At 60.3% G+C, this 23,802-nt stretch carries 17 protein-coding genes; 15 read left to right on the top strand and 2 right to left on the bottom strand.

Annotation, left to right across the window (positions count from 1 at the left end; genetic code table 11):
• Positions 1–71 precede the first annotated feature (71 nt).
• The 10 genes from ACN0SD_RS10520 (at position 72) to ACN0SD_RS10475 (ending at position 10,779) form a co-directional block, all read left to right on the top strand.
• Positions 72–722: a TetR/AcrR family transcriptional regulator gene (locus tag ACN0SD_RS10520; RefSeq protein WP_417808200.1), complete on the top strand. Its 651-nt coding sequence runs from the start codon at positions 72–74 to the stop codon at positions 720–722.
• Entirely contained in the window at positions 719–1,669 is a 951-nt protein-coding gene (locus ACN0SD_RS10515; RefSeq protein WP_417808199.1) for an HlyD family secretion protein, read from the top strand. The genes ACN0SD_RS10520 and ACN0SD_RS10515 overlap by 4 nt, the downstream gene beginning before the upstream one ends.
• Positions 1,666–2,604, top strand: coding sequence for an ABC transporter ATP-binding protein (locus tag ACN0SD_RS10510; protein ID WP_417808198.1), 939 nt, complete (start codon positions 1,666–1,668; stop codon positions 2,602–2,604). The genes ACN0SD_RS10515 and ACN0SD_RS10510 overlap by 4 nt, the downstream gene beginning before the upstream one ends.
• Positions 2,601–3,752, top strand: coding sequence for an ABC transporter permease (locus tag ACN0SD_RS10505; protein WP_417808197.1), 1,152 nt, complete (start codon positions 2,601–2,603; stop codon positions 3,750–3,752). Before ACN0SD_RS10510 ends, ACN0SD_RS10505 begins: the two co-directional genes overlap by 4 nt.
• Positions 3,753–3,948: 196 nt before the next feature.
• A complete protein-coding gene (locus ACN0SD_RS10500; RefSeq protein ID WP_417808196.1) occupies positions 3,949–4,899 on the top strand; it encodes a TAXI family TRAP transporter solute-binding subunit in 951 nt (316 codons plus the stop codon).
• A gap of 70 nt (positions 4,900–4,969) precedes the next feature.
• Positions 4,970–7,054, top strand: a complete 2,085-nt coding sequence (locus tag ACN0SD_RS10495) for a TRAP transporter permease (RefSeq protein ID WP_417808195.1) — start codon at positions 4,970–4,972, stop codon at positions 7,052–7,054.
• A complete protein-coding gene (locus ACN0SD_RS10490) occupies positions 7,051–7,419 on the top strand; it encodes a DUF1850 domain-containing protein (RefSeq protein ID WP_417808194.1) in 369 nt (122 codons plus the stop codon). The genes ACN0SD_RS10495 and ACN0SD_RS10490 overlap by 4 nt, the downstream gene beginning before the upstream one ends.
• Positions 7,420–7,496: 77 nt before the next feature.
• On the top strand, positions 7,497–9,149 hold the full coding sequence (locus ACN0SD_RS10485; RefSeq protein ID WP_417808193.1) for an AMP-binding protein: 1,653 nt from the start codon (positions 7,497–7,499) through the stop codon (positions 9,147–9,149).
• Positions 9,136–9,912: an enoyl-CoA hydratase-related protein gene (locus tag ACN0SD_RS10480; RefSeq protein WP_417808192.1), complete on the top strand. Its 777-nt coding sequence runs from the start codon at positions 9,136–9,138 to the stop codon at positions 9,910–9,912. The genes ACN0SD_RS10485 and ACN0SD_RS10480 overlap by 14 nt, the downstream gene beginning before the upstream one ends.
• A gap of 138 nt (positions 9,913–10,050) precedes the next feature.
• The gene (locus ACN0SD_RS10475; RefSeq protein ID WP_417808191.1) at positions 10,051–10,779 is read left to right on the top strand and encodes a Crp/Fnr family transcriptional regulator; all 729 of its coding nucleotides are present in this window, start codon (positions 10,051–10,053) and stop codon (positions 10,777–10,779) included.
• Positions 10,780–10,828: 49 nt separating this feature from the next.
• On the opposite strand, the gene ACN0SD_RS10470 is transcribed toward ACN0SD_RS10475, so the two are convergent.
• Together ACN0SD_RS10470 and ACN0SD_RS10465 are read right to left on the bottom strand one after the other, a co-directional pair.
• On the bottom strand, positions 10,829–14,989 hold the full coding sequence (locus ACN0SD_RS10470) for a DUF4082 domain-containing protein (protein ID WP_417808190.1): 4,161 nt from the start codon (positions 14,987–14,989) through the stop codon (positions 10,829–10,831).
• 260 nt (positions 14,990–15,249) lie between these two features.
• The gene (locus ACN0SD_RS10465; protein ID WP_417808189.1) at positions 15,250–18,150 is read right to left on the bottom strand and encodes a DUF4082 domain-containing protein; all 2,901 of its coding nucleotides are present in this window, start codon (positions 18,148–18,150) and stop codon (positions 15,250–15,252) included.
• Positions 18,151–18,888: 738 nt separating this feature from the next.
• Between ACN0SD_RS10465 and ACN0SD_RS10460 the strand changes: the two genes are divergently transcribed.
• Genes ACN0SD_RS10460 through ACN0SD_RS10440 form a run of 5 tightly spaced genes read left to right on the top strand, consistent with a single transcriptional unit; the run spans position 18,889 to position 23,800 of the window.
• Entirely contained in the window at positions 18,889–19,413 is a 525-nt protein-coding gene (locus ACN0SD_RS10460) for an acyltransferase (protein ID WP_417808188.1), read from the top strand.
• On the top strand, positions 19,410–20,429 hold the full coding sequence (locus ACN0SD_RS10455) for a Gfo/Idh/MocA family protein (RefSeq protein ID WP_417808187.1): 1,020 nt from the start codon (positions 19,410–19,412) through the stop codon (positions 20,427–20,429). Before ACN0SD_RS10460 ends, ACN0SD_RS10455 begins: the two co-directional genes overlap by 4 nt.
• Complete coding sequence (locus tag ACN0SD_RS10450) at positions 20,426–21,547, top strand: DegT/DnrJ/EryC1/StrS family aminotransferase (RefSeq protein WP_417808186.1); 1,122 nt, start codon at positions 20,426–20,428, stop codon at positions 21,545–21,547. Before ACN0SD_RS10455 ends, ACN0SD_RS10450 begins: the two co-directional genes overlap by 4 nt.
• Before the next feature lie 4 nt (positions 21,548–21,551).
• Entirely contained in the window at positions 21,552–22,553 is a 1,002-nt protein-coding gene (locus tag ACN0SD_RS10445; RefSeq protein WP_417808185.1) for an NAD-dependent epimerase/dehydratase family protein, read from the top strand.
• Entirely contained in the window at positions 22,550–23,800 is a 1,251-nt protein-coding gene (locus ACN0SD_RS10440; RefSeq protein WP_417808184.1) for a DegT/DnrJ/EryC1/StrS family aminotransferase, read from the top strand. Before ACN0SD_RS10445 ends, ACN0SD_RS10440 begins: the two co-directional genes overlap by 4 nt.
• Positions 23,801–23,802: the final 2 nt, after the last annotated feature.

Raw genomic sequence — 23,802 nt, 5'->3', positions numbered from 1 at the left:
CCAAGCCAGTTGCAATGAGCGCACGCGGGTTTTGCTTGTTGCTAACTGACCAGTCAGTTAGTAAAGGTCGCATGATCACGAAAACGTCTAAAGAGCCGAAATTCCGCAGACGTGCCGAGGCGCGTCCTGATGAGGTGCTTGATGCCGCGCTAAGCCTATTCACCGAAAAAGGCTATGCGCGCACGACTGTCGATCAGGTGGCCAAGAGGGCGGGGTTCTCTAAGGGCACGGTCTATCTGTATTTCGCCTCGAAAGAGGCCATCCTTGAGGGGCTTGTGCAGCGCACGGTCGAGCCGATCGCAGAGGCGGCTTTCGAGACGATGACGCATTATCGCGGTGATCCGCATCCCGTTCTGGCGCAGTTCTTGCGGGCAATGGCGCAGGCAATGGCAGAGCCAAGGACGCGCGCCGTGACGATAATCATCCTGCAAGAGGCAGCAACTGCCCCAAACATCGCAGCGCTTTATCGCAAATCGGTTCTGGATCGCGCACTGCCTGCAATGACTGCGCTTTTGACGCAAGGCGTGGCGGGTGGGCATATCCGCTCGATTGACCCGGAATTGACGGCGCGCAGCGTGATCGGTCCGGTAATTGCGCATCTTTTGCTGTCCGAAATTTTTGGCGTTCATCCCGAGGGTGGCTTACAAATGGATCGGTTGGTCGAGAACCACCTGACCCTTTTATTCGCGGGGCTTGAACCCGATAAGGGAGACGCGCCATGAGTGCATTCGTCGATTGGGTGGCCGCCATTGCGGCGGCAGTGATTCCCGGTTGGGGGAGCGACGGGGCGCCACATTACAACGGCTATGCTGAGGGCGATTACGTTTATGCTGCGCCTGCGGCTGCCGGGCGCATCGCGCAGATTGCTGTGGTCGAGGGCGGGCAGGTCCAAAAGGGTGACTTGCTGTTTCAACTGGAGGATTCCCAGCAGATTGCTGCGCTGAACGCGGCGCGTGCGAATGCGGCGGTGGCGCAGGCCAATCTGGAAAACCTCTCGACCGGTAGCCGTCAGCCAGAGATTGCGGTGATCCGCGCCACGCTTGATCAGGCGCGCGCCGATCAGACGCTTGCGGCCTCGACTCTGGCGCGCTCGAAACAGTTGCGCGCAAGTGGGGCGGTGTCGCAGGCTAAGGTCGATGTCGATCAGGCCAGCTATGACAGCGCTAGCGCCCATGTCGCCCAGCTAGAAGCGCAGCTCAAGGTGGCCGAGTTGCCCGCGCGCGATGCTCAACGCATTGCCGCCGAAGCTAGTCACACGGCGGCCCTGGCACAGGAAGAGGGCGCAAAATCAGCGCTAAAGGATCGCACCGTTGACGCGCCCGTCGGTGGGCTGGTGGACAAGGTTTACTATGACGCGGGCGAGGTGGCGGGCGCAGGCGCGCCGGTGGTGTCGATCTTGCCGCCCGGCGCGCTTAAGGCGCTGTTCTTTGTGCCGGAACCGGATCGCGCGCAGATTAAGCTGGGCGAGGAGTTTAACGTCAGCTGTGCCGGTTGCGCGAGCGGCATCACCGCCAAGGTCACGCGAATGGCCTCCAGCCCGCAATACACCCCGCCGATCATCTACAGCCGCGAGGAAAGCGCGCGGCTGGTGTTTCGCGTCGAAGCTCGGGTGCAAAACCCGCAAGGGCTGCTGCCCGGTCAACCCCTCACGCTCAGCGCAAAACCATGAGTGACGCGCCCGCCATTTCCGTCTCGGGGCTGACTAAGCGGTTTTCGGGGCGCACGGTTGTCGATCACTTCGATATGGACGTGCCCAAGGGCGCGATCTACGGGTTTCTGGGGCCGAACGGCTCGGGCAAGACCACGACGATCCGCATGATGTGCGGGCTGCTGACGCCCGATGATGGCACTGGCACCTGCCTTGGCTATGACATCCTGACCCAGCAAGAGCTGATCAAGGCCAATGTCGGCTATATGACGCAGAAGTTCTCGCTTTATGAGGATCTGACGATCCGCGAGAACCTTAATTTCATCGCGCAGATGTTTGGCGTGACGGGGCGCAAGAAACGGGTTCAGGCGGCGCTTGAGGATCTAGGGCTGGCCGATCGCGCAGGGCAACTGGCGGGCACATTGTCGGGCGGGTGGAAGCAACGCCTCGCGCTGGCGGCCTGCATGATCCACAACCCTTCGCTGTTGCTGCTGGATGAGCCGACTGCGGGGGTTGATCCCAAGGCGCGGCGCGATTTCTGGGATGAGATCCGCAAACTCTCGAAGCAAGGCGTGACGGTGCTGGTCTCGACCCATTACATGGACGAGGCGGTGCAATGTGATTTTATCGCCTATATCGCCTATGGCAAAAAGCTGATTTCGGGCGTGGCGCAAGAGATCCCGTCGATGATCGGGCTGCACACCTATCGCGTCACTGGCCCCGATATTGCAGCGCTCGAGACCGCGTTGCGCGCCGAGCCCGCTGTGGCTCAGGTTGCGCGGTTTGGCGCAGTGCTGCATGTGTCGGGCACGGACGAGGGCGCGCTCAAGGCGCTGGCCGGTCGCTACCGCGCCAAGGGCCCGCATCGCTGGGAACACAAGCCCGCCGAGCTGGAAGAAGCATTCATCTATCTAATGGCCGGAGCCGCAGATAACTTTCGCGGTGATCCTAAATGAGCGCAAGATTTCCCCGTCTGAACTTCTCCATGCGTCGCTTTCTTGCGGTGCTGGGCAAGGAATTCATTCAGATGCGGCGCGACCGGATCACCTTTGTGATGATGATCGGGGTGCCGATCATGCAGCTTTTGATCTTTGGCTATGCGATCAATTCCGACCCGCGCCATCTACCGACCTTGGTCGAGATGGCCGATGATGGCCCGGTGAGCCGCGCGGTGCTGATGGGGATGAAAACCTCAAGCTATTTCGATTTCGAAGGCGTCGTGACAAGCCCCGCGCAGGGCGAGGCGGCGCTGCGCGATGGTAGCGCGAATTTCGTTGTCGTGATCCCGCCCGATCTTGAGCGCGACGTTATGCGCGGACTCTCGCCACAGATTCTGCTGTCTGCCGACGCGTCTGACCCGACCGCCGTCGCGGGCGCTGCGAGTGCGATTTCGGGCATCGTGGACACCGCGATGAGCGAAACGATGACCGGCCCGCTGGCCTTTGCCGCGCAATCGCCTGCGCCGTTTTCGGTGGTGGTGCATCGCGCCTATAACCCCGAAGGCTCGACCTCGATCAACATCGTGCCGGGGCTGCTTGGCATAATCTTGTCGATGACGATGGTGATGATCACCGCCGTCGCCATCGTGCGCGAATCCGAACGCGGTACGATGGAGACGCTGATCGCCACGCCGGTGCGCCCGTTCGAGGTGATGCTGGGCAAAATCGCGCCCTATGTGCTGGTGGGCTATGTGCAAACGTTTGTGTTCCTGCTGGCTGCGCGGCTGCTGTTCAACGTGCCCTTCACCGGATCGCCACTGGCGTTTTTCGCCGGGTTCAACCTGTTCATCGTGACCAATCTGGCGCTGGGGTTCCTGATCTCGACGCTGGCGCGCAGCCAGATGCAGGCGATGCAACTGTCGTTCTTCACGCTGCTGCCCTCGATCCTGCTGTCCGGATTCATGTTTCCCTTTGCCGCGATGCCGAGCTGGGCGCAGGCGATCGGCAGCGCAATTCCGACGACCCATTTCCTGCGCCTCGTGCGCAAAGTCATGCTCAAGGGCGCGGGGATGGGTGACATTGCAGGCAACATGCTGGGCATCGCTGCAATCATGGCCGTAATCGTGATCGTCGCGCTGCGCCGCTATCGTCAAACGCTGGATTAAACCAACCCTGCGCGCTTTTTGCCGAAATACCACGCCGAGCGACGTCGGGTAAGCTGCACATGACTTGGGCTACCGCAGCATTGCCGTTAATTTTCTCATCGCGTGGGCGTGAATTGCATTGAACTACGCGCGAATTTGGTCACGCTGGGGGCAGTCCTGCAATCCAATGCGGGCGTTGACAAAACGGGAGGAGACGATGTTTCACAACATCAAGCTCGGCGCGCTGGTCGCCGGGGTCATGGCACTGTCGGCTCCGGTCGCCAAGGCCGAGACATTCATCAACATTCTGACTGGGGGCACCTCGGGGGTTTACTATCCGCTGGGCGTGGCACTGTCTGAGATTTATGGTCAGGCGATGCCTGATACGCGCGTTCAGGTGCAATCTACCAAGGCCTCGGTCGAGAACCTGAACCTGTTGCAACAGGGCCGCGGTGAGCTGGCCTTTGCGCTGGGGGATTCGGTCAAAGACGCGTGGGAAGGCAATGCCGATGCGGGCTTTAAAGCACCGCTAAGCAAGCTGCGCGCGATTGCCGCAATCTATCCCAACTTCATTCAGATCGCCGCTTTGAAAGACGCCAATGCCACCACGATCACCGATCTGAAGGGCAAAAGCATCTCGGTCGGCGCGGCAAAGTCGGGCACCGAGCTGAATGCGCGCAAGATCTTTGACGCGGCCGGGATGAGCTATGATGATCTGGGTAAGGTCGAATATCTGCCGTTCTCGGAATCGGTCGAGCTGATGAAAAACCGCCAGCTTGATGCGACGTTCCAATCGTCGGGTCTGGGCAATGCGGCGCTTAAGGATCTGTCGACCACGCAGGACGTGACTTTCGTGTCGATCCCGGCTGAGATCGCCGACAAGCTGGGCGCGCCCTATAAGCCGGGTGTCATTCCGGCTGGCACCTATCCGGGGCAGGATGCGGATGTGCCTACCGTGGCGATCACCAATATCCTTGTGACGCAGTCGGATGTGTCCGACGAGGAGGCCTATCAGATGACCAAACTGCTGTTTGAGCATCTCGATACGCTCAAGGCGGCGCATGCGGCGGCTGGAGGAATTTCGCTTGAGGCGGCGGTGCAAGGTTTGCCGATCCCGCTGCATCCGGGGGCTGAGAAATACTACCGCGAAAAAGGTCTGATTAAGTAAGGCTGAAGTAAGACGAGCAGGGGCGGCGCGCATCGGCGGGTCGCCCCTTGCTTTCGGGGAAGGGGAGCGCATGACAGATACGACACAAACCGCACCGGCAGAGACCGCCCAGCACGATCCGCTGGCCGGGGGCTTTCCAGCCAGCTTTGAGGGGCGCGCGCTGTTTTGGCTCGCCGTGGCGTTCTCGGTTTGGCAAATCGCGTTTGCCGCCCATATCGTAACGCCCTCCAGTCAGGTCGCGCGGGCGGTGCATGTGGGTTTTCTGCTCGCCCTAGGCTTTCCGTTGCTGTCGATTGCCAAGGGCTATGGCACGCTGGGTAAGTCGATATGCTATGTGCTCGCTACCTCCGGGGTCGCCGTCGCGGCCTATCAATGGGTGGAATACACGCCGCTTTTGCTGCGCGCAGGCGATCCCAACAACGTCGATCTAGTCTTTGGCGTGGTGCTGTTGATCACTGTGTTCACCGCCGCTTGGCTGCTGATGGGGCCTGCACTTCCGATCATCTCGGGCTCGTTTCTGGCCTATGCGATGTTTGGCCAATATCTGCCCTCACCGTTCAACCATCGCGGCTACGCGTTTGAGCAAGTGGTTGAGCAGATGAGCTATGGCACCGAGGGCATTTACGGCATCCCGACCTACGTCTCGGCGACCTATATTTTCCTGTTTATCCTGTTCGGCTCGTTCCTAGAAAAGGCCGGGATGATCAAGCTGTTCACCGATGTTTCGCTGGGCCTCGTGGGTGACCGGATGGGCGGCGCGGCCAAGGTCTCGGTGCTGTCCTCGGGGCTGATGGGCACGATTTCGGGCTCGGGCGTGGCCAATGTCGTGACCACCGGACAATTCACCATCCCGCTGATGAAAAGCTTTGGCTACCGGTCCGCTTTTGCTGGCGGGGTAGAGGCCACGGCCTCGATGGGCGGGCAGATCATGCCGCCGGTGATGGGGGCTGTGGCCTTTATCATGGCCGAGACTTTGGGCGTCGATTATGTCGAGGTGGTCAAGGCTGCGCTGATCCCGGCGATCCTGTATTTTCTGGGTGCGTTCTGGATGGTGCATCTTGAGGCGGGCAAGCGCGATCTTCGTGGCTTGGCGAAATCGGAACTGCCTAGCCCGCGCAAGGCATTGCGTGAGGGCTGGTATCTGCTGCTGCCGCTGGTCGTGCTCGTTTATCTGTTGTTCTCGGGCTATACGCCGCTATTCGCGGGCACCGTGGGACTGTCGCTGACGGGGCTTCTGATCCTCGGCGGCTCGATTGCGCTGGGTTTGCCCAATCAGGTGTTGCGGGTGATCTTCTGGATCCTCATCGCGCTGGTGGCGGGCGCGTTTTTTGAGGTCGGCATCTGGGCGGTGCTGGCTGCCGTGGCGGTGCTAATCGCGATCAACGCGTTTATCAAAGGTGGTCATGCGACGCTGGCTTTATGCCGTGACAGTCTGGCCGAAGGCGCGCGCACAGCACTGCCGGTGGGCATCGCCTGCGCACTGGTGGGCACGATCATCGGGGTGATGACGCTGACGGGCGCAGCCACGACATTCGGGCAGTTTATCGTAGGTGTTGGCAAAACAAGCCTGTTCCTGTCGCTGATCCTGACGATGATTACCTGTATCGTGCTGGGCATGGGGATTCCGACGATCCCGAATTACATCATCACCTCGTCGATTGCGGGGCCTGCGCTGCTGGCGCTGGGCGTGCCCCTGATCGTGAGCCACATGTTCGTATTCTATTTCGGCATTCTGGCCGATCTGACACCCCCTGTGGCGCTGGCCTGTTTTGCGGCCGCGCCGATTGCCAAGGAAAGCGGTCTCAAAATCAGCTTTGAGGCGATCAAGGTCGCCGCCGCTGGCTTTGTCGTGCCGTTCATGGCCGTTTATACGCCCGCGCTTATGCTGCAAGATGGCGGACCGCTGGCGGCGGCAATCGGTTATTGGCCGGCGGTCGCCTACGTCATTCTAAAGGCGGTGATCGCGATTGCGCTATGGGGTGTTGCGGTGATCGGCTGGCTGGGTCGTCCGCTGGCGCTATGGGAGCGCGGACTTGCGATGGTCGCGGCCTTTACGCTGATCGCCGCGCTGCCGCTCACCGACGAAATCGGCTTTGCGCTGGTGGCGGGTTTTGGCGCCGTGTTGTGGATGCGCAAGGGAGCGGCCACCGCATGAGCGCGTGCTTGATGGTCGGTGCGATGATGATCGCGCTGGCTCCGAACGGCCAGTTCAGTCTGGAATGGACCCATTCGGTCGAACACGAGGGTTGGCGCGAGCATTGGCAGCTCACCGATCATCAAATGCTGCGGCTGGTCGGTGCGGCGGTCAAGGGCTCGGGCGCTGGGATGGAACCGGGGCCGGGCGGGCATTTTGAAGATGGCTGGTGGGTTTGGTCCACGACTGGCCCCGAGGTGCCCGATCTCGAACTTGCAGCCTCGGGCGCGACAGTGTCGGGCTGGACGCTGTGTTCGCTTGGCTGCACGGTGATTGGCCCGCAGCGCGAGGCCGCGATCACCGTCGCACCCTGTTCAGTGAAATGACAAAGCCTTGAATGGCTTTCTGTCAGGCGCTAGCGTTTAATTGAACGTAAGTTCAGTTATTCGGAAGGGGAGGACCGATGCTAGAACAACAGGCAAGAAATGCGCTCACGCGCGAGGCTTTCGTTTGGGACATCCCGCAGCACTATAATATCGGCGTGGATATCTGTGACCGCCACGCCGCCGCGCGCCCCGATGCCATCGCGATCATCGACGTGGCTGAGGACGGCACCACCCGTCAATGTAGTTTCGAAACCCTGCGGCAAAGTTCAAATCAACTGGCCAATGCGCTGGCTAAGCTGAGCGCCAAGGGCGACCGGATCGGCGTTTTGCTGCCCCAATCCATCGAGACCGCGCAATCCCATATCGCGATCACCAAATCTGCGCGCATCGCCCTGCCATTGTTCACGCTGTTTGGCCCGGATGCCCTGCTGCATCGGCTGCGCGATTCCGGGTCCAACGTGGTGATCACCAATGCCGAGGGCGCGGCCAAACTTGCTGCGATCCGCGCCGAGTTGCCCGATCTGAAACATGTCATTTGCGTCGAGCCCGCGCCCGCCTCCGCGCTGAATTTCGCGCAGCTTTGCGCCGCTGAAAGTGCAGATTTCGCCTTCAAGCCGACACTCGCCGAAGACCCCGCGATCCTGATTTACACCTCTGGCACCACGGGCAATCCGAAAGGCGCGCTGCACGCCCATCGTGTGCTGCTCGGCCATCTGCCCGGCGTCGAGATGAGCCATGATTTCTTTCCTCAACCGGGTGATCGCATCTGGACGCCCGCCGATTGGGCGTGGATCGGCGGCTTGCTGGATGTGATGATGCCCGCGCTGCATCACGGGGTCACGGTCGTCGCCTGCCGGTTTCGCAAATTCAGCGCGCAGGCTGCGTTTGATCTGATGCGCGCCCAGAAAATACGCAACGCGTTTTTGCCCCCCACCGCGCTCAAGATGATGCGGCTTTGGCCCGAAGCCGAAGCTCAGCGCCTTGAGATGCGCTCGGTCGCCAGCGGCGGTGAAACCTTGGGCAAAGAGCTGATCGCGTGGGGGCAGCGGGTGTTTGGCTGCACGATCAACGAGTTTTACGGCCAGACCGAGTGCAACATGATCGTGTCCTCTTGCGCCGCCCTTGAGCCTGCGGAACCCGGTGTGATGGGCTTTGCCGTGCCCGGTCATACGCTGGCGATTCTGGATGAGGAGACCGGAACGCAGGTCGAACGGGGGGCCGAGGGCAGCATCGCCGTGCGTGCGCCCGATCCGGTGATGTTCCTGCGCTATTGGAACAACCCCGAGGCTACGGCGGCGAAATTTCTGAGCGTAGGCGATAAGAGATGGCTGGTGACGGGAGATAAGGGGCGCGTGACGCCTTCGGGGCGGATCGCGTTCATCGGGCGCGATGATGATGTGATCAGCTCATCTGGCTATCGCATCGGCCCCGCAGAAATCGAGGATTGCCTTCTGACCCATCCGGCGGTGCATCTGGCCGGGGTGGTGGGCAAGCCTGACCCGGTGCGCGGATCAATCGTGGCGGCCTATATCCAGCTATCGCAAGGGGTTGATCCCAGCCCGGCGCTGGCTGATGAGATCGCGCTTCATGTCAAAGATAAGCTTGCCGCCTATGAATTTCCGCGCGTGGTGCGCTTTATCGAGACGATGCCCGCTACCACGACGGGCAAGATTATCCGTGCGCAATTGCGCCTTATGGCCCAAGAGGAGGCAGACAATGAGCAACAGTGATTTGGTTCGAGTCGAGATTTCAGCGGGGGTTGCCTCGGTGGTGCTTAACCGTCCTGACCAACGCAACGCGATCAACCCCGAGATGGCCGATGGGTTGCGCTCGGCGTTTGATCAGATTGAGGCAAATCCAGAGGTGCGCGTCTCGGTTCTAAGCGGCGCAGGACCAGTATTTTGTGCCGGGATGGATTTGAAAAGTTTCACCAAGGGCGAGGCCGACGCGATCCTGAACGGCCCACACCGCTTTGCCGGGTTCGTGGCGCGGGAACGGCGCAAGCCGGTGATCGCCGCAGTGCATGGCGCGGCCTTGGCAGGTGGGTTTGAGATCATGCTGGCCTGCGATCTGGTTGTGGCATCGCAAGAGGCGATTTTTGGTCTGCCCGAGGTGACGCTGGGGTTGGTCGCGGGCGGTGGCGGGGCGATCCGGCTGGCGCAGCGCGTTCCACGCGTGCTGGCCAACGAGTTACTTTTGACGGGCAAGACCTATCCGGCGGCGGAGATGCTGCGCTGGGGGCTGATCAATCGCGTGGTGGCGCAGGACGAATTGGCAGATGCGGCGCTGGAACTGGCCAGTGAGATCGCGCGCAATGCGCCCTTGAGCGTGACACATTGCCTCGCGCTATCAGACCGGCTGTTTCGCAGCCAAGAGGGCGCGCTTTGGCAGGCCAATGACAGTGCATTGGCGGCGCTGTCGGACACTCAGGACGTGACCGAGGGGATCGCTGCGTTCTTTGAAAAACGCGCGCCAGACTGGTCTGGAACATAGCTGCGTCGAGGAAAGGGCGAGGGCGCTAAAACTTTTTCTTTGGCGCGGGCTGACCTTGCGTTAGGCTGCGCTGACCGCCGCTGCCACTAGGCCCAACAGGCTGGCGCGGCGCCAGAAATTCAGTTCGAGATCCCGCCCATGGACCGCTCACATCCCAACGCTCTTGCGCAAAAGCTAAACCGGTTTCTGGACCTCACAGCGCGAGAAACCGAAGCTTTGGCGGGTTTGACGCAGCGCCAGATTACCTTGAGGACCGATCAGGGCGTGACCGAGCAAGGGCAGGCCAATCACACAGCCTTTATACTCACGCGGGGTTGGGCGTTTTCCTATATCCTGCTTCAAGATGGCTCACGTCAGATTGTCGATTTTCGCGTTGCAGGGGATTTTCTGGGCCTGCGCGGGTTGCTGTCGCCAATGTCGGACCTGTTTATCGAGCCGCTGACGGATATCGAAGTCACGGAGTTCCAGATCGAAAAGCTGCTTAACGTGGGCACGCAGGTTCCGCGTTTGATGTCGGCCATTCTGGCGGCATTGGCGCGCGATCAGGCGATTACCGTTGAACATCTGGTCAGCATCGGGCGGCGCGGCGCGTTGGAACGCATGGCGCATTTTTTCTTGGAATTGGGCTCGCGGCTGGAAGAGGCGGGGCTGGGACGCAAGGACAATTACGCCTGCCCGCTGACGCAATATCATTTGGCGGACGCGTTGGGCCTAAGTGCGATCCACGTCAACCGCGTCTTGCGCGAGCTGCGCGAGGAGGGGCATCTGACCTTTCGCAAGGGCGAAGTGTTCATCGAAGATCCCGATCAACTTTGCGCATTGGCCGGGTTCGATCCGGGCTATCTTAAGGCGCATCCGGTTTTCTAACGCAGCGCTGGCGCGCCGCATCCCCAAAGGAGAAACGGCGCGATGATGGTTAATACAGGAAGTCGCCTGAATCCGCGGGGGCGGGATCGGTGGCAAAGATGAATTCATCCTCGGGCAGATCAGGGGTGAACCCCACGTCGACCCAGTAGTTCGAAGAGGCCCAGCTTTGGGTCGGGAAAATACCTGTCGTATTGGCCGCAAACACACCGTTATCGCCCCCCGGCGCGCTCAGCAGCCCATCGGTGCCATCATGACCCGTGCCGAAATAGTCGTTGGTCGCGACATAGTTCTGCGTGGTCCCGTATGAGGCGACGTAGGATGCCCCCGGCGTTAGCGCGACCGGCGTGGTCAGCGTGCCGACCTGCCAGCCGCTGTCGCCGGGATCAGATTGCACTGTGACCGAGCCAAGGTTCACGCCAGCGTCATCCCAGATATTGAGCGTGCGGATATCGGTATCGCCGGAATCCGCCGCGCCACGATAATAGCGCAGCTCGGTCACTTCGCCTGCGGCATTGGCGGTGAACTTTACCCCCAACTCGTAGTCGGTCGCCTCGCTGGTGATCGTGCTGTCTGGCGCGTCGCTTGCCTCAAAGAGGGTTGCGAATGTCGGGGCGGTTTCGGGTTCGACATCGGTCACTGTGACCTGCACCGCCTGCGTGACGGGGGAGGCGATGCCATCCGACACGCTGACGGTCACGTCATAGATATTGTCGCCCCCGGTATCGACGGGAAGCTCGAAATTGGGTGTGGAGACAAAGCTGAGCACGCCGCTTTGCGCATCAATCGCAAAGCGCGCCGCATCTGCCCCACCCGCAATCGCAAAGCTCAGCAGATTGCCATCTGCATCCGAGGCGGTAATTGTGCCCGCGCCAAGTTGGTTCTCTGCCGCATCAAAGGTGGCTTGCGAGGTGATGATAGGCGCGTCATTGGCCGGCACGCCCAGTTCAAAGCCGACATCGACCCAATAATTGGTCGAGTTGTAACTTGCCGTCGGGGCGCTAGGGGTGCTGCCATAGGCATAGACGCCATTAACCACTCCGGGCGCGGTCAGATTACCCGAAGCATCGGTGATATCTGTCGCGAAATAGCCCTGCGTGCCGACGTAATTGTCTTCGGTGCTATACGACGCGGTATAGGTTTGGCCTGCGATCACAACGATCGGTGAGGTCAGCTCGGCCGTCTGCCAGCCGCTTTCTCCGGGGGCAGAGTCAAACTGCGCAGTCGCTAACAGATTGCCATTCGCGTCCCAAAGATGCCCGGCGCGCAGATCGGTATCGGCGGAATCGCCCGCCGCGCGGAAATAGCGCAACTCGGTGATCGTGCCGGTCTGAGTTGGTGCAAAACGCACCCCCAATTCCACAGTCGAGGAATCGTTGTTCGTATTGGCCGAAACCGCGCCTGCATTAAACAGCGAATAGACATCAGCGGGCGGCGTCTCGGGGTCGACATCGATCACCGCGACCTGGACCGCCTTTGTGACCGGTGCCGTGATGCCATCGGTGACGCCGACGGTCACATTATAGATATTGTTCGCGCCTGCATCAGTCGGGGCTTCGTAATCTGGCGCATTCAGGAAAGACAGCGCACCACTGCTGGATCCGATTGAAAACAAAGCTGCATCGTCTCCGCCTACAATCGAAAAGACCAGCGGATCATCGTCTGGATCATCCGCGCCCAGAATTGTGGCCAGGGTCTGGTTCTCAGCCATGTAGAACCCGCTACCCGAAGTGAACACTGGAGCCGCATTGCCTGGAACGCCGATTTCATAGGTCACATCGACCCAGTAGTTCGTCGCCTCGTATGAGCCTTCGGGCACAACCGGCGTTGCGCTATAGGCATAGACGCCGTTCATTCCGGTGGGTGCAGTCAGTTGATCATAGGGATCGCTGAAATCGCTGCTAAAGAACCCAGCCGTGCCGACATAGGCATCATTGGTGTGATAAGACGCGGTATAGGTCGTGCCCGCGATTACCGTGACGGGGGCCGAAAGCGTCGCCGTCTGCCAGCCGCTTTCCCCGGGCGCAGAGGTGAAATTCACGGTCGCCAGCAGGTTGCCATTTGCATCCCACAAATGGCCATCGCGTGTATCAGTATCATTGGAATCAGCAACAGAGCGGAAATAGTGTAGCTCGGTGATGATCCCGCTTTGGGTGGGGGCAAAGCGCACACCAAGCTCCAGCGAGGCGCCTTCATTCAGCGCAGTCGGGGTCACCGCAGCGCCATTAAACAGCGAGAACGTGTCAGGCAGTGGTGCCGGGGTGACCGTGACCACATCATTGGCAAGCCCGATCGATGAAGGAATATTGAGGCTATCATCAATCGCGCGTGCGACGATCTGATAGCTACCCACTTCGGCGGGCGTCCACTCATAGGTCCAGTTGGTAAAACCCGATGCGGGTCTCCACGTCACGCCATTGTCAAACGAGACCTCGACCATCGCGACCTGCCCGTCATCGGTCAGAGGATTGCCATCGTCATCGGTCGCCGTACCCGAGATGACAAAGGGCGCAAGGGCGACGACTTCCTCGGGCAGATCGTTGAGCGTCGCAGTCGCCGCCACCGTATCGGTCGAGGCCGTCGCACGCACCAAGTTTTGTGAGGCCAGTACCAGATCGGAGACCCCGGGCTGGATGCCCATGTCGGCAAACAGATTGACGGTGAATTGTTGCAGCGCAAGATTTTCCAGATTGCCGCCATAGGGCGAGGAGTCATGCTCGTTGCTTAAACCCCAGCTCCAGAACACGGTGCCCGCGCCAAAGACCAGCGCCCCGCTTGGTGCGCGATAAAGCGACAGGCTGTGCGTGCCGGTTCCCGGCGCTGTCCGGCTGCCTTGATCGACAAGGATTTCATCCCATGTCACCTCGGTGCTGGAGAGCAAAATCAGCCCGGCGGGGCGATATTCGTCATCTGGCACTGTGTTCCACTCATAGCCGATTATCGCGGGTGAGATGTCATCCGCGCCCACCCCCTCGACCGAGGTGTCGCGCCACAGCCGAAGCCCGGACAATTCCTGAGGCACATCAAGACCCACATCGGACACGCCGCCATCGCCGATGAACAACTGGCCGGTCAGCGCATTTTCGGGGGTCGCACCCTCGGCGGTCGGGTTGCCCTGTGCATCTACCGCATCGACAAAACGCATATCGCGCCACGTGCCTGTCCACTCGTTGGACGGGTCGATATTGGCGTAATCATCCGGGCCCGCCGAAAGCGAGTAATTCGCCCATGTTTCCTTATAGGTGATGAGCGTGCGGTAATCGGTATCATTGCCGTCGATGCTCGGCTCGTAGCGGGTCTTCCAGTAAACGTCATTGCCGCCCCAGAATAGCAGGTTTACCCCTGCATCGCGTGCCGCCTCGACGTTGTCGCGCTGATCGCCCGACCAATATTCGTCATGCCCGACCGAGATGTACGCCTCATGGCCCAGCAACGCCTCGGGGCCAAGGCGATCTGTATCGACCCCGGAAATATAACTGATGTCGTAGCCGTTCTTTTCCAGCCAGTAGATCGCGGCGTAATCGGCGCCAAACACATAATCCTGCGCCCCCGAAGCATAGCCGCCGCCATCGCGCGTCGTAATCGGGCGGTTGTAGGACACCGCAAAAGCGCGATCAGCTCCGAACGGGCCGGCATCTTCGGGCGGTGGGGCCGCGTCGCCATAGCCGCCGTAGAAGTTGCCCGCGATCTCTCCGTTATTGCCGCCCCAGCCGTTGTAGGCTTGCCAAGTCGTGTCCGAGGTCTGCAGCACGATGTCGCTGCGGCTACCATCGGCGCGCAGATCGTCCTCGCGCAGAATGAACGGGATCTGGTTTGTCTCACCATTGTCATCGCGCACCAGCTTGGCCAGATACACGCCTGACACGGCGGTTTCAGGTGTCAGCCACGAGGCCGATTCGCTCCAGTTTCCGGCATCGACCAACCCGCGATCATCGGTGATCGGATCGGGCTGCGCGTTGCCGGTCAGCCCATTGATCGTGGTCACCAGCGTGGCGCCATCGCCACCATAATAGCCCAGACGGTAAATCTCGATATGATAGGGGACATCGACGCCCGCTGCGGCATTTACATTGATTTTAAACGATATTTCATCGCCCGTATCGACGCTGATATCGGTTGCAAACCCTTCGATCTGGTTGCTTGCAGGTGCATCCCAGATTTCGCGGGCGGTGCCTTGTTTCTGGTTTTCGATGACAATCGGGTTATCTGCCATGACGTGTCGTCCCCATTTGCGTCCGGCCGAAAATCAGCCCAATCGGGGCTTAGTCTGCGCGTGATTGCGGCTTGGGAAAATTCACCGCACGGCTAAGTCCGCTTCTCCTATTGATCGCAGTGGGGCGCAAAAGGTGGTGGTGGCGCGTGGTCGCCTTCAAATGGGGGAGGGGCGGATCAATTGGGGCAACGAATAACGCGCCCGGCACTATGATGCCGGACACGTCAAGGTTGTGCAATGCGCCGTTGGCGTGGTGCGGTTTAGCTTGCGAGATCGCCCCAGTGCGACCAGCCCGAGTGACCTCCGAATTGGTGCGAGACATCAAAGGCGGGCAAATCATCCACTGCTACATCATCAGCCGGAGCTTGATCGGCGGGTGCTGCTGCAACCTCCTCGGCGGGAGCCGCGACATCCAGAGGAACTTCGGACAGGTTAGCGGCCTCTGCGGTTTGCGTGTTCGGCGTGAACACAAACTCATCTGCGTTGGCATCCAAGGCATCGCCCTTATCAAAGACCACATCCACCCAGTAGTTGCTTTCGTGATAGCTTTGGGTTGGTAGCGTGCTTTGATCACCGTAAGCGTAAACCCCCGCGTCAGCCTGCGTCGAGATCGGCCCCGTCGACATTGCATCGTCGAAGTAGTTCTCGCTTACCGCATATTGGCCTTCGGGCGCGTGATACGAGATCACATAGCTGTCGCCCGCGTTCACTTGCACCGGGGTGTCGAACGCAACCTGTTGCCAGCCCGTGTCTCCGCTGTCGTCAAAGGTTGCCGTGGCGATTTTGTTGCCTTCTGAGTCCCAAAGCGTGACAGGCATAGAGGCATCATTTCCGGCGCCGCGATAGACACGCGCACCTTCGATCTCGCCATCACTGGTCACCGTGAACTGCATCCCGAGCTCGACCGAACTATGATCGTTTTCGGCGGAGACGTTGGGCGTATCCGTGTCTGACCAAACGCTATAAAGGGCGTCATTGGCCGGGGCGCTCGGGTCGGGTGTTGGCCCGGCGACCGGGTCAGGTGCAGGCGGCGTGACGGGATCAACGACCGGATCAACAACCGGATCAACGACCGGCTCTGGCTCTGGCGCAGGGGTTGATGGGGTGGCGCTCTCATCGCCCTCATCAAAGACCACATCCACCCAGTAGTTGCTTTCGTGATAGCTTTGGGTTGGTAGCGTGCTTTGATCACCGTAAGCGTAGACCCCGGCATCGGCTTGAGTCGAAATCGGACCCGTCGACATTGTGTCGTCGAAGTAGTTCTCGCTCACCGCGTATTGTCCCTCTGGCGCGTGATAGGAGATCACATAGCTTTCGCCTGCATTCACCTGCACCGGAGCGTCGAACGCGACCTGTTGCCAGCCCGTGGTTCCGTTGTCATCAAAGGTTGCCGTAGCGATCTTGTTGCCATCTGCATCCCAAAGCGTGGCAGGCATCGAGGCATCGTTACCTTCACCGCGATAGACGCGCACGGCTTCAATTTCGCCATCGTTATCCACCGTAAAACGCATCCCTAGCTCGACTGAATCGTGATCGTTTTCAGCGGTGACATCAGGCGTATCCGAAGCCGACCAAACGCTATGCAGAGCGTCATCTGTCGCGGGGGTGGGGCCGTAGTTTACCGCGCCGCCCGGTCCCGAAGGAGTCGCGGCCACGATGTCGATAAACGCCGTCGCGGTATCCGTGCCGCCGTTTTGATCAGACACCGTATATGTCACGCTTGCCGTGCCGCTGGCGTCACTGTCGGGCGTGAACGAGATGTTGTTCCCCGAGGTCATTTTCGCGGTGCCCTGTGTTGAGCCCACGACATTCGTGAGAATGAGAGCATCGCCATCCGCATCGCTGTCATTGGACAGAAGTTGCGATTGTTGCAAGACCAACGGTGCATTCGGCGTAGTCTCGAAGTTGATGTCGTCATGCGCCACGGGGGCTGCGTTATCGACTGCGGGCGTCGTGGGGGCCGGGTCGGGCGTCACGACAGGGTCGGGGTCGGGAGTGACGACCGGGTCGGGCGTAGACGTAGTGGGGGGCGAGCTCACTGAACTCGAACCGTCGATGTTGGCCCCAAGATTAACCGCGACCGATCCTGCGGAAATACTGAAATCGCCATTCGCGGGGTTCACGAAACCCGGATCAACGCCGATCAGATTGCCGTCAGCGGCGCTCGGGGCGTCATTCCCGCCATCGGTGGATACAGACAGCTGCCCAGCCTTGCCGTTGTACAATACGTTGTCTTCCCAAACGACATTGTCGTTCGAGTAGCCGCCGTAGGAGTTGTTATCAATTGCGGTGTTGTTGCTATTGACGCTGGGATCGGCCACGGCGATATTGCCGATGAAGGTGTTGTTGCTCGACTGCGCATTTGAGATTTCGCCGCGCCAAGTGCCGTCATTCTGCAGATCGACATTGTTGTGATAGGCGGTGTTGTTGCTCACCGTCACGTAGTCGCTCCAGGTGACCTGAATACCCTTGCCGCCATTGCCATAGGCGACGTTGTTTTCCACCAGCGTCGGGTAGGTGTAATTTGGGTAGCCATCGGTCTGGGTGCTTTGGAAATCATCGATGATGATGCCATTGCCATCGGTATGCGCGCCGCTTTGGGTCACGTTGTCATGGGTGATGTTGTCGCGGATGATCGTGCGATATCCGGGCGTCGTGGTGTCGCCGCTGACATTGCGGTTCTGATAGATTGAGATCCCCGAGAACCAGCCTGACGACGCGTTGTCATAGGTCTCGTTCCCCTCAACCGTGATGAATTCCGAGTAGTTGAACTGGATGCCCGACTCACCGTTTCCATGAAGGATATTGTCGGCGATGGTGATGTGGTGGACGCTGTTGGCCTCAATCCCGTCTGCGCCGGCATTCGCGATGTCGAACCCCTGAATCGTTACATAGTTCGCGTTCACGCTGATTGCATTCCCAGAGCCTGAACTCGGGCGGATCAGGGCCGTGCCGGGTTCTTCGGCGCGTATCGTAATATCGCCCGCAGCCGATCCGCCTTGGTCGATATTGAGGGACTCGTTATAGGTGCCCGCGCGCACTACAATCTCGTCTCCGGGATTGAGATCGGCATTGAGCGCCTGTCCAATCGTTCGAAACGGAGAACCGTCGCTGCCGTTCGCGTTATCGTTGCCGTTCGTATCGACGTAGTAAACTGTCATCTTCGCCTCCGAGGGGCTTTCGACCATTCTTTGCATTTTGCTACCTCGAAAGAGGTATATGCATAGGCCAAAAGATCATTTGCTTCGATCATTTGCATATTGCGAGGATTAGATAGCACTAGCATTAATAAAACGTGAGGCGGGGCCGTGCTGGTAAGCGGCAACTTGACAAAACGCGTGTGCATTTTGCGCCGATCGGGAGTTTAGGAGCCAAATCGGCCTTATTTTTCAGCCAAACCTCAGCAACTTGCCCGTTGAAGTTAAGGTCAGTCGCAATGGGCGGATTTCTGCCGGTCAAGCAAAAAAAGCATCTTTCAGAGAATTAAAATCCCCCTATTTGGCGACGATCCGCTTGCCGACGGCAATATCTGGTTGGATCTTTCACGTTGAACGTGACTCGGGCTTGCCCTGCCACGATGAGGTGATTTGCGCCTTTGAGAGCCGATTCGGCGACCTTAATCAAAAGGCGTAGTGCGGGCACATTTGACCGAAGTCAGGATGGCGAAAGGGCGTAGGCACGAAGGCGCGCCTCTCCCTTTTGACGCGCGCGAACGCAAATCAGCGGTGCGCGCGCGGCGTTTGGCGGTGGCCATATATCCCCCAAATCCCCCGATCCGCAGCGCGCTACGCCCAATAGCGCGGTTCTTAAATGACGCGTGATTTGTCAACTTTGTCCTAGGGATAATCGCCGCGAGAGGCCCTGAGAAAGACCCCGCGGCCCAGCTACGGATCACTGATGTGCCAATTGTGAATTGCTCACTCGCCGCAGACGTAAAGATCACGCACCCAGATCTGGTGAATATCTATGGCTGCACGATTGGCAGCCAGACCCAAATCGGACCGTTCGTTGAGATTCAGGCAGACACCACCATCGGTGCGCGGTGCAAGATTTCCTCGCATAGTTTCGTCTGTAGTGGCGTCACGCTTGAGGACGGTGTGTTCGTAGGTCACGGCGTGATGTTCACCAATGACATGTATCCCGCCAGTACCAATCCTGATGGCGCGCTGAAAGGTGCGCAGGATTGGGAATGCCTTGAGACCTTGGTTGGGCGCGGCGCGTCCATCGGGTCCAACGCAACCATTTTATGCGGCATCTCGATCGGCGCAGGCGCCTTGATCGGGGCAGGCGCCGTCGTCACCCGTGATGTGCCTGCACGCGCCATCGTGGCGGGTGTGCCCGCGCGGGTCATCGGCGAGGTGCCCGCGCAAAGCAACGGCCATTCACAGACACATCAGTCGCAGCAACCGGAGGACCGGACATGATCAACGTAGGAGTCGCAGGATACGGCTATTGGGGCCCGAACCTCGCCCGGGCGGTCTCGGAATCGGGCTGTGCGCGCGTCGAGATGATCGCGGATCGCGACAGCAAGGCGCGGGGACGCGCGGCGCAGCGCCATCCGGCGGCACGGCTGACCGATGATATTCTGGAAATGATCGCAGATCCCAAAGTCGATGCCGTGATGATCGCCACGCCCGTTGCCAGCCATTTCGCGCTGGCCATGGCCGCGATCCAGGCGGGTAAGCATGTGCTGGTGGAAAAGCCGATGGCCGATACCCCCCAACGCGCCGCGCAGCTGGTCGAGGCTGCCGCCCGCAAAGGCGTGATCCTGATGGTCGATCACACCTTCATCTATACCGGAGCGGTTCAGAAAATTTCAGAGCTGATGCATTCAGGTGAACTTGGCAAGATGTACTATTACGACTCCACGCGGGTGAACCTTGGGATTTTCCAGCGCGATGTCGATGTGATATGGGATCTCGCGGTGCATGACATCGCTATTCTCGACCACCTTCTGGGGGCCAGTCCGATTGCGGTGTCTGCCAGTGCGGCGACCTGCATCGCGGGCAGCCCGGCCAATATGGCGCATCTGTCGATCTATTATGATGACGGTGTGATGGCCTATCTCAACGTGAATTGGCTTGCCCCGGTAAAGATCCGCCAGACGGTGATCGGGGGCAGCCAGCGCATGGTGATCTATGACGACATGCAGACCAGTGAGAAGGTCAAGGTCTATGACCGTGGTGCGGCGCCGGGCAGCGACCCTTATGAGCCGCTTGTTTCGTATCGCCTTGGGGATATGCGCGCGCCCGCGCTGTCCTCGAAAGAGGCGCTGGTCACCGAAGTTCAGGAATTCGCGCGGTGCATCGACACCAAAGCCACGCCTTTGACCGATGGCGTCGGTGGCTTGCGCGTCGTCGAGCTGCTTGCTGCGGCAACCCTTTCCACAACCCGCCGGGGCTTTCCCGTCGAACTTGGCCAGAAAAGAGAGGCGTCATGATCCCGTTCCTGAACCTTCGCGCCCAATATCGCGCCATCGCCCCCGAGATAGAAGAAGCCGTGCTGCAGGTCTTGCGCAGCGGCAATTATGTGCTGGGCGAGCCTGTCGAGTCGTTCGAAGAGAACTTTGCGCTTTATTGCGGCGCGGGGTCTGCGATTGGCGTCAGTAGTGGTACCTCGGCGTTGCATCTGGCGCTGTTGGCTGCCGGGATTGGGCCCGGCGATGAGGTCATCACCACGCCCTCTACATTCGTCGCCACGGTGGCCGCGATCCTTTATACTGGCGCGACCCCGGTTCTGGTCGATATCGACCCCGAGACATGGAACATGGACCCCGCGCGGATCAAAGCCGCGATCACGCCGCGCACCCGCGCGATCATGCCGGTGCATTTGCATGGGCGGCTGGCCGATATGGAGTCCATCGTCGACATCGCGCGCCGTCATGGGTTGCTGGTGATCGAAGACGCGGCACAGGCGCACGGCGCGCAACGCGGCTCGCAGCGCGCGGGTACATTCGGCGATATCGGCTGCTTCAGCTTTTATCCGGGCAAGAACCTTGGCGCGTGCGGCGAGGGTGGTGCGGTTGTCACCAGCTCGGCCGATCTGGATGCCAAGGTGCGCTGTCTGCGCGACTGGGGTCAGAAGGGCAAAGGCAACCACGTCGTAGAGGGCTACAATTTTCGCATGGATGCGGTGCAGGGTGCGATCCTTGATGTGAAGCTGCGCCATCTGGATGCGTGGAACGCGGCGCGGCGTCGGATCGTCAACATGTATCACGAAGGTCTTGCGCCCGACATTTCGCGTGCCAAGGGGCCGTTCGGCGAGGATCATGTGGGCCATGTCTATGCGATCCGCGTGGCCAACCGTGCCGAGTTTCAGGCCAATCTGGAAGCCGCCAGCGTGCCCACCAGCATCCACTACCCCCTCCCGGTGCATCTGCAACCCGCCTATGCCCGCATGGGCTATGCGCGCGGCGATTTCCCGGTGGCCGAGGCCTATGCCGACACCACCGTCTCGCTGCCGATCCATCCCGATCTGACGGACAAGCATGTCGAGCATATCGTGGAGTCGGTGAACCGCTTCGCCAGCGCGATGGCCCCAATGGAAATGCAAGGATAATCCTATGAGCACGCAGTCTATTCTGGCAAACAAGCGCATTCTGGTCACCGGCGGCAGTGGCTTTGTCGGCTCTCATATCGTCGATCTTCTGCTGGCCGAGAACTGCGGCGAGATTATCGTCATTGACAACATGGTGCGCGGGCGGCGCGAGAACCTGGCTGCGGCGTTGGGCGACAAGCGGGTGACGGTGATCGAGGGCGATATTCGCGACACCGACCTGATGGAGCGTTTGGTCGCAGGCACCGATACCGTATTTCATCAGGCTGCCCTGCGCATCACCCATTGCGCCGCCGAACCTGACGAGGCGATGTCGGTGATGGTGCAGGCCACCTATGACCTGCTGCAGATGTGTCAGCGCGCGGGCACACGTAAGGTGGTGATGGCGTCCTCGGCCTCGATCTATGGCATGGCCGAGCATTTCCCGACCACCGAAGTAGAGCCGCCCTATCCCAATCGCACGCTGTATGGTGCGGCCAAGACGTTTGGCGAGGGGCTGCTGCGCTCGTTCAACGATATGTACGGGCTGGAATATGTCGCGCTGCGCTATTTCAACGTCTACGGTCCGCGCATGGATCTGCATGGCCGCTACACCGAGGTCATGGTGCGCTGGATGGAGCGGATCGCCAATGGTGAGCCGCCGATTGTGTTCGGCGACGGGCTTCAGACGATGGATATGATCGACGTGCGCGATGTGGCGCGGGCCAACATTTTGGCCGCCAGCATGCCGGTTTCGGACACGGTGTTCAACGTGGGCAGCGAAACCGAAACTTCGCTGCTTGAGTTGGCAAAATTGCTGTCGGCCGGGATGGGGCGACCCGATCTGGTGCCGACCCACGCGCCCGAGCGCAACGTCAATCCGGTGCCGCGCCGTCTGGCCTCTGGCGTGCTGGCCGCCAAACAGCTTGGCTTTACCCCGCAGATCCCGGTCGCCGAGGGTCTCGCCGATCTGATTGCGTGGTGGCAGGGTGAAACGACGACTAAGCAAACGCGGGAGATGTTCGCATGATACCGATTGCCAAACCGCTGTTGGGCGAGGCCGAGGCGCAGGCCGCCCATGACGCGGTCTTGTCGGGCTGGGTCTCGCAAGGGCCGCAGGTCGCCGCGTTTGAGGCTGATTTCGCCGCCCTCGTGGATGCGCCCTATGCGGTGGCCGTGTCCAACTGTACGACCGCGCTGCATCTGGCCTGTCAGGCAGTGGGCGTGGGGCCCGGCGATGAGGTGATCACCGTCAGCCATTCTTTTGTCGCGACGGGCAACGCGATCCGGCAATGCGGTGCGATGCCGGTCTTCGTCGACATCGAGACGGGTGGCTACAACATCGACCCCGAGGCAGTCGCGCAGGCGATCACGCCGCGCACCAAGGCGATCATGTGTGTGCATCAGATCGGGATGCCGTGTGATTTGACGGCGCTGCTGGCGATTGCGCGCGCCCATGATCTGCCGCTGATCGAGGATGCCGCATGTGCTATCGGCTCGGAAATTCGCATCGACGGGCAGTGGGAAAAAATCGGCGCGCCGCATGGTGATATCGCGTGTTTCTCGTTCCACCCGCGCAAGGTCATCACCACGGGCGAAGGTGGAATGCTGACCACCCGCAACCCTGAATATGACGCGAAATTCCGGTTGTGGCGTCAGCACGGCATGTCGATTTCCGACACCGCCCGTCACGCCGCTGCCCGCGTAGAATTCGAAAGCTATATCGAGCGAGGCTACAACTATCGCATGACCGATATCCAAGCCTCGGTCGGGCGGGTGCAGTTGGGGCGGCTGGCCGATATCGTGCGTCGCCGCCGTGAGATCGCAGCCCTTTACGGCGAGATGCTCGCCGGGATCGACGGGCTGACCACTCCGGTTCAACCGGCGTGGGCGCGCTCGAATTGGCAAAGCTATTGCGTGCGCCTTGACCCCAAGATTGATCAGCGCGCCTTGATGCAGGGCTTGCTAGATCGCGGCATCACCACGCGGCGCGGCATCATGTGCATGCATATGGAATTGGCGCAGTCGGATGTTGAGTTGCGTCATTCACTGATGCGTTCCGAACAGGCGCGCGATCACGCGATCCTGCTGCCGCTTTATGTGCAGATAAGTGATGACGAGGTCGCGACGGTCGCCGACACCTTGCGCGACGAGATGGCAAAGGCGCGCGGGGCAGGGACAGCCGGGCGCAAGCGCGGGACTTTGAGGGTCGCGACTGCTCCGATGGCACCCGCACAGGCGGCGCGCGCTGCTCAGCCAATGCGCGAGCCGGGATGATG

Origin of the sequence: Thioclava sp. (genome assembly GCF_048263065.1) — a bacterium.
In the GTDB taxonomy this organism is placed as follows: domain Bacteria; phylum Pseudomonadota; class Alphaproteobacteria; order Rhodobacterales; family Rhodobacteraceae; genus Thioclava.
Note: the sequence above shows the minus strand (reverse complement) of the source record. Positions and strands in the feature narration are given on the sequence as shown.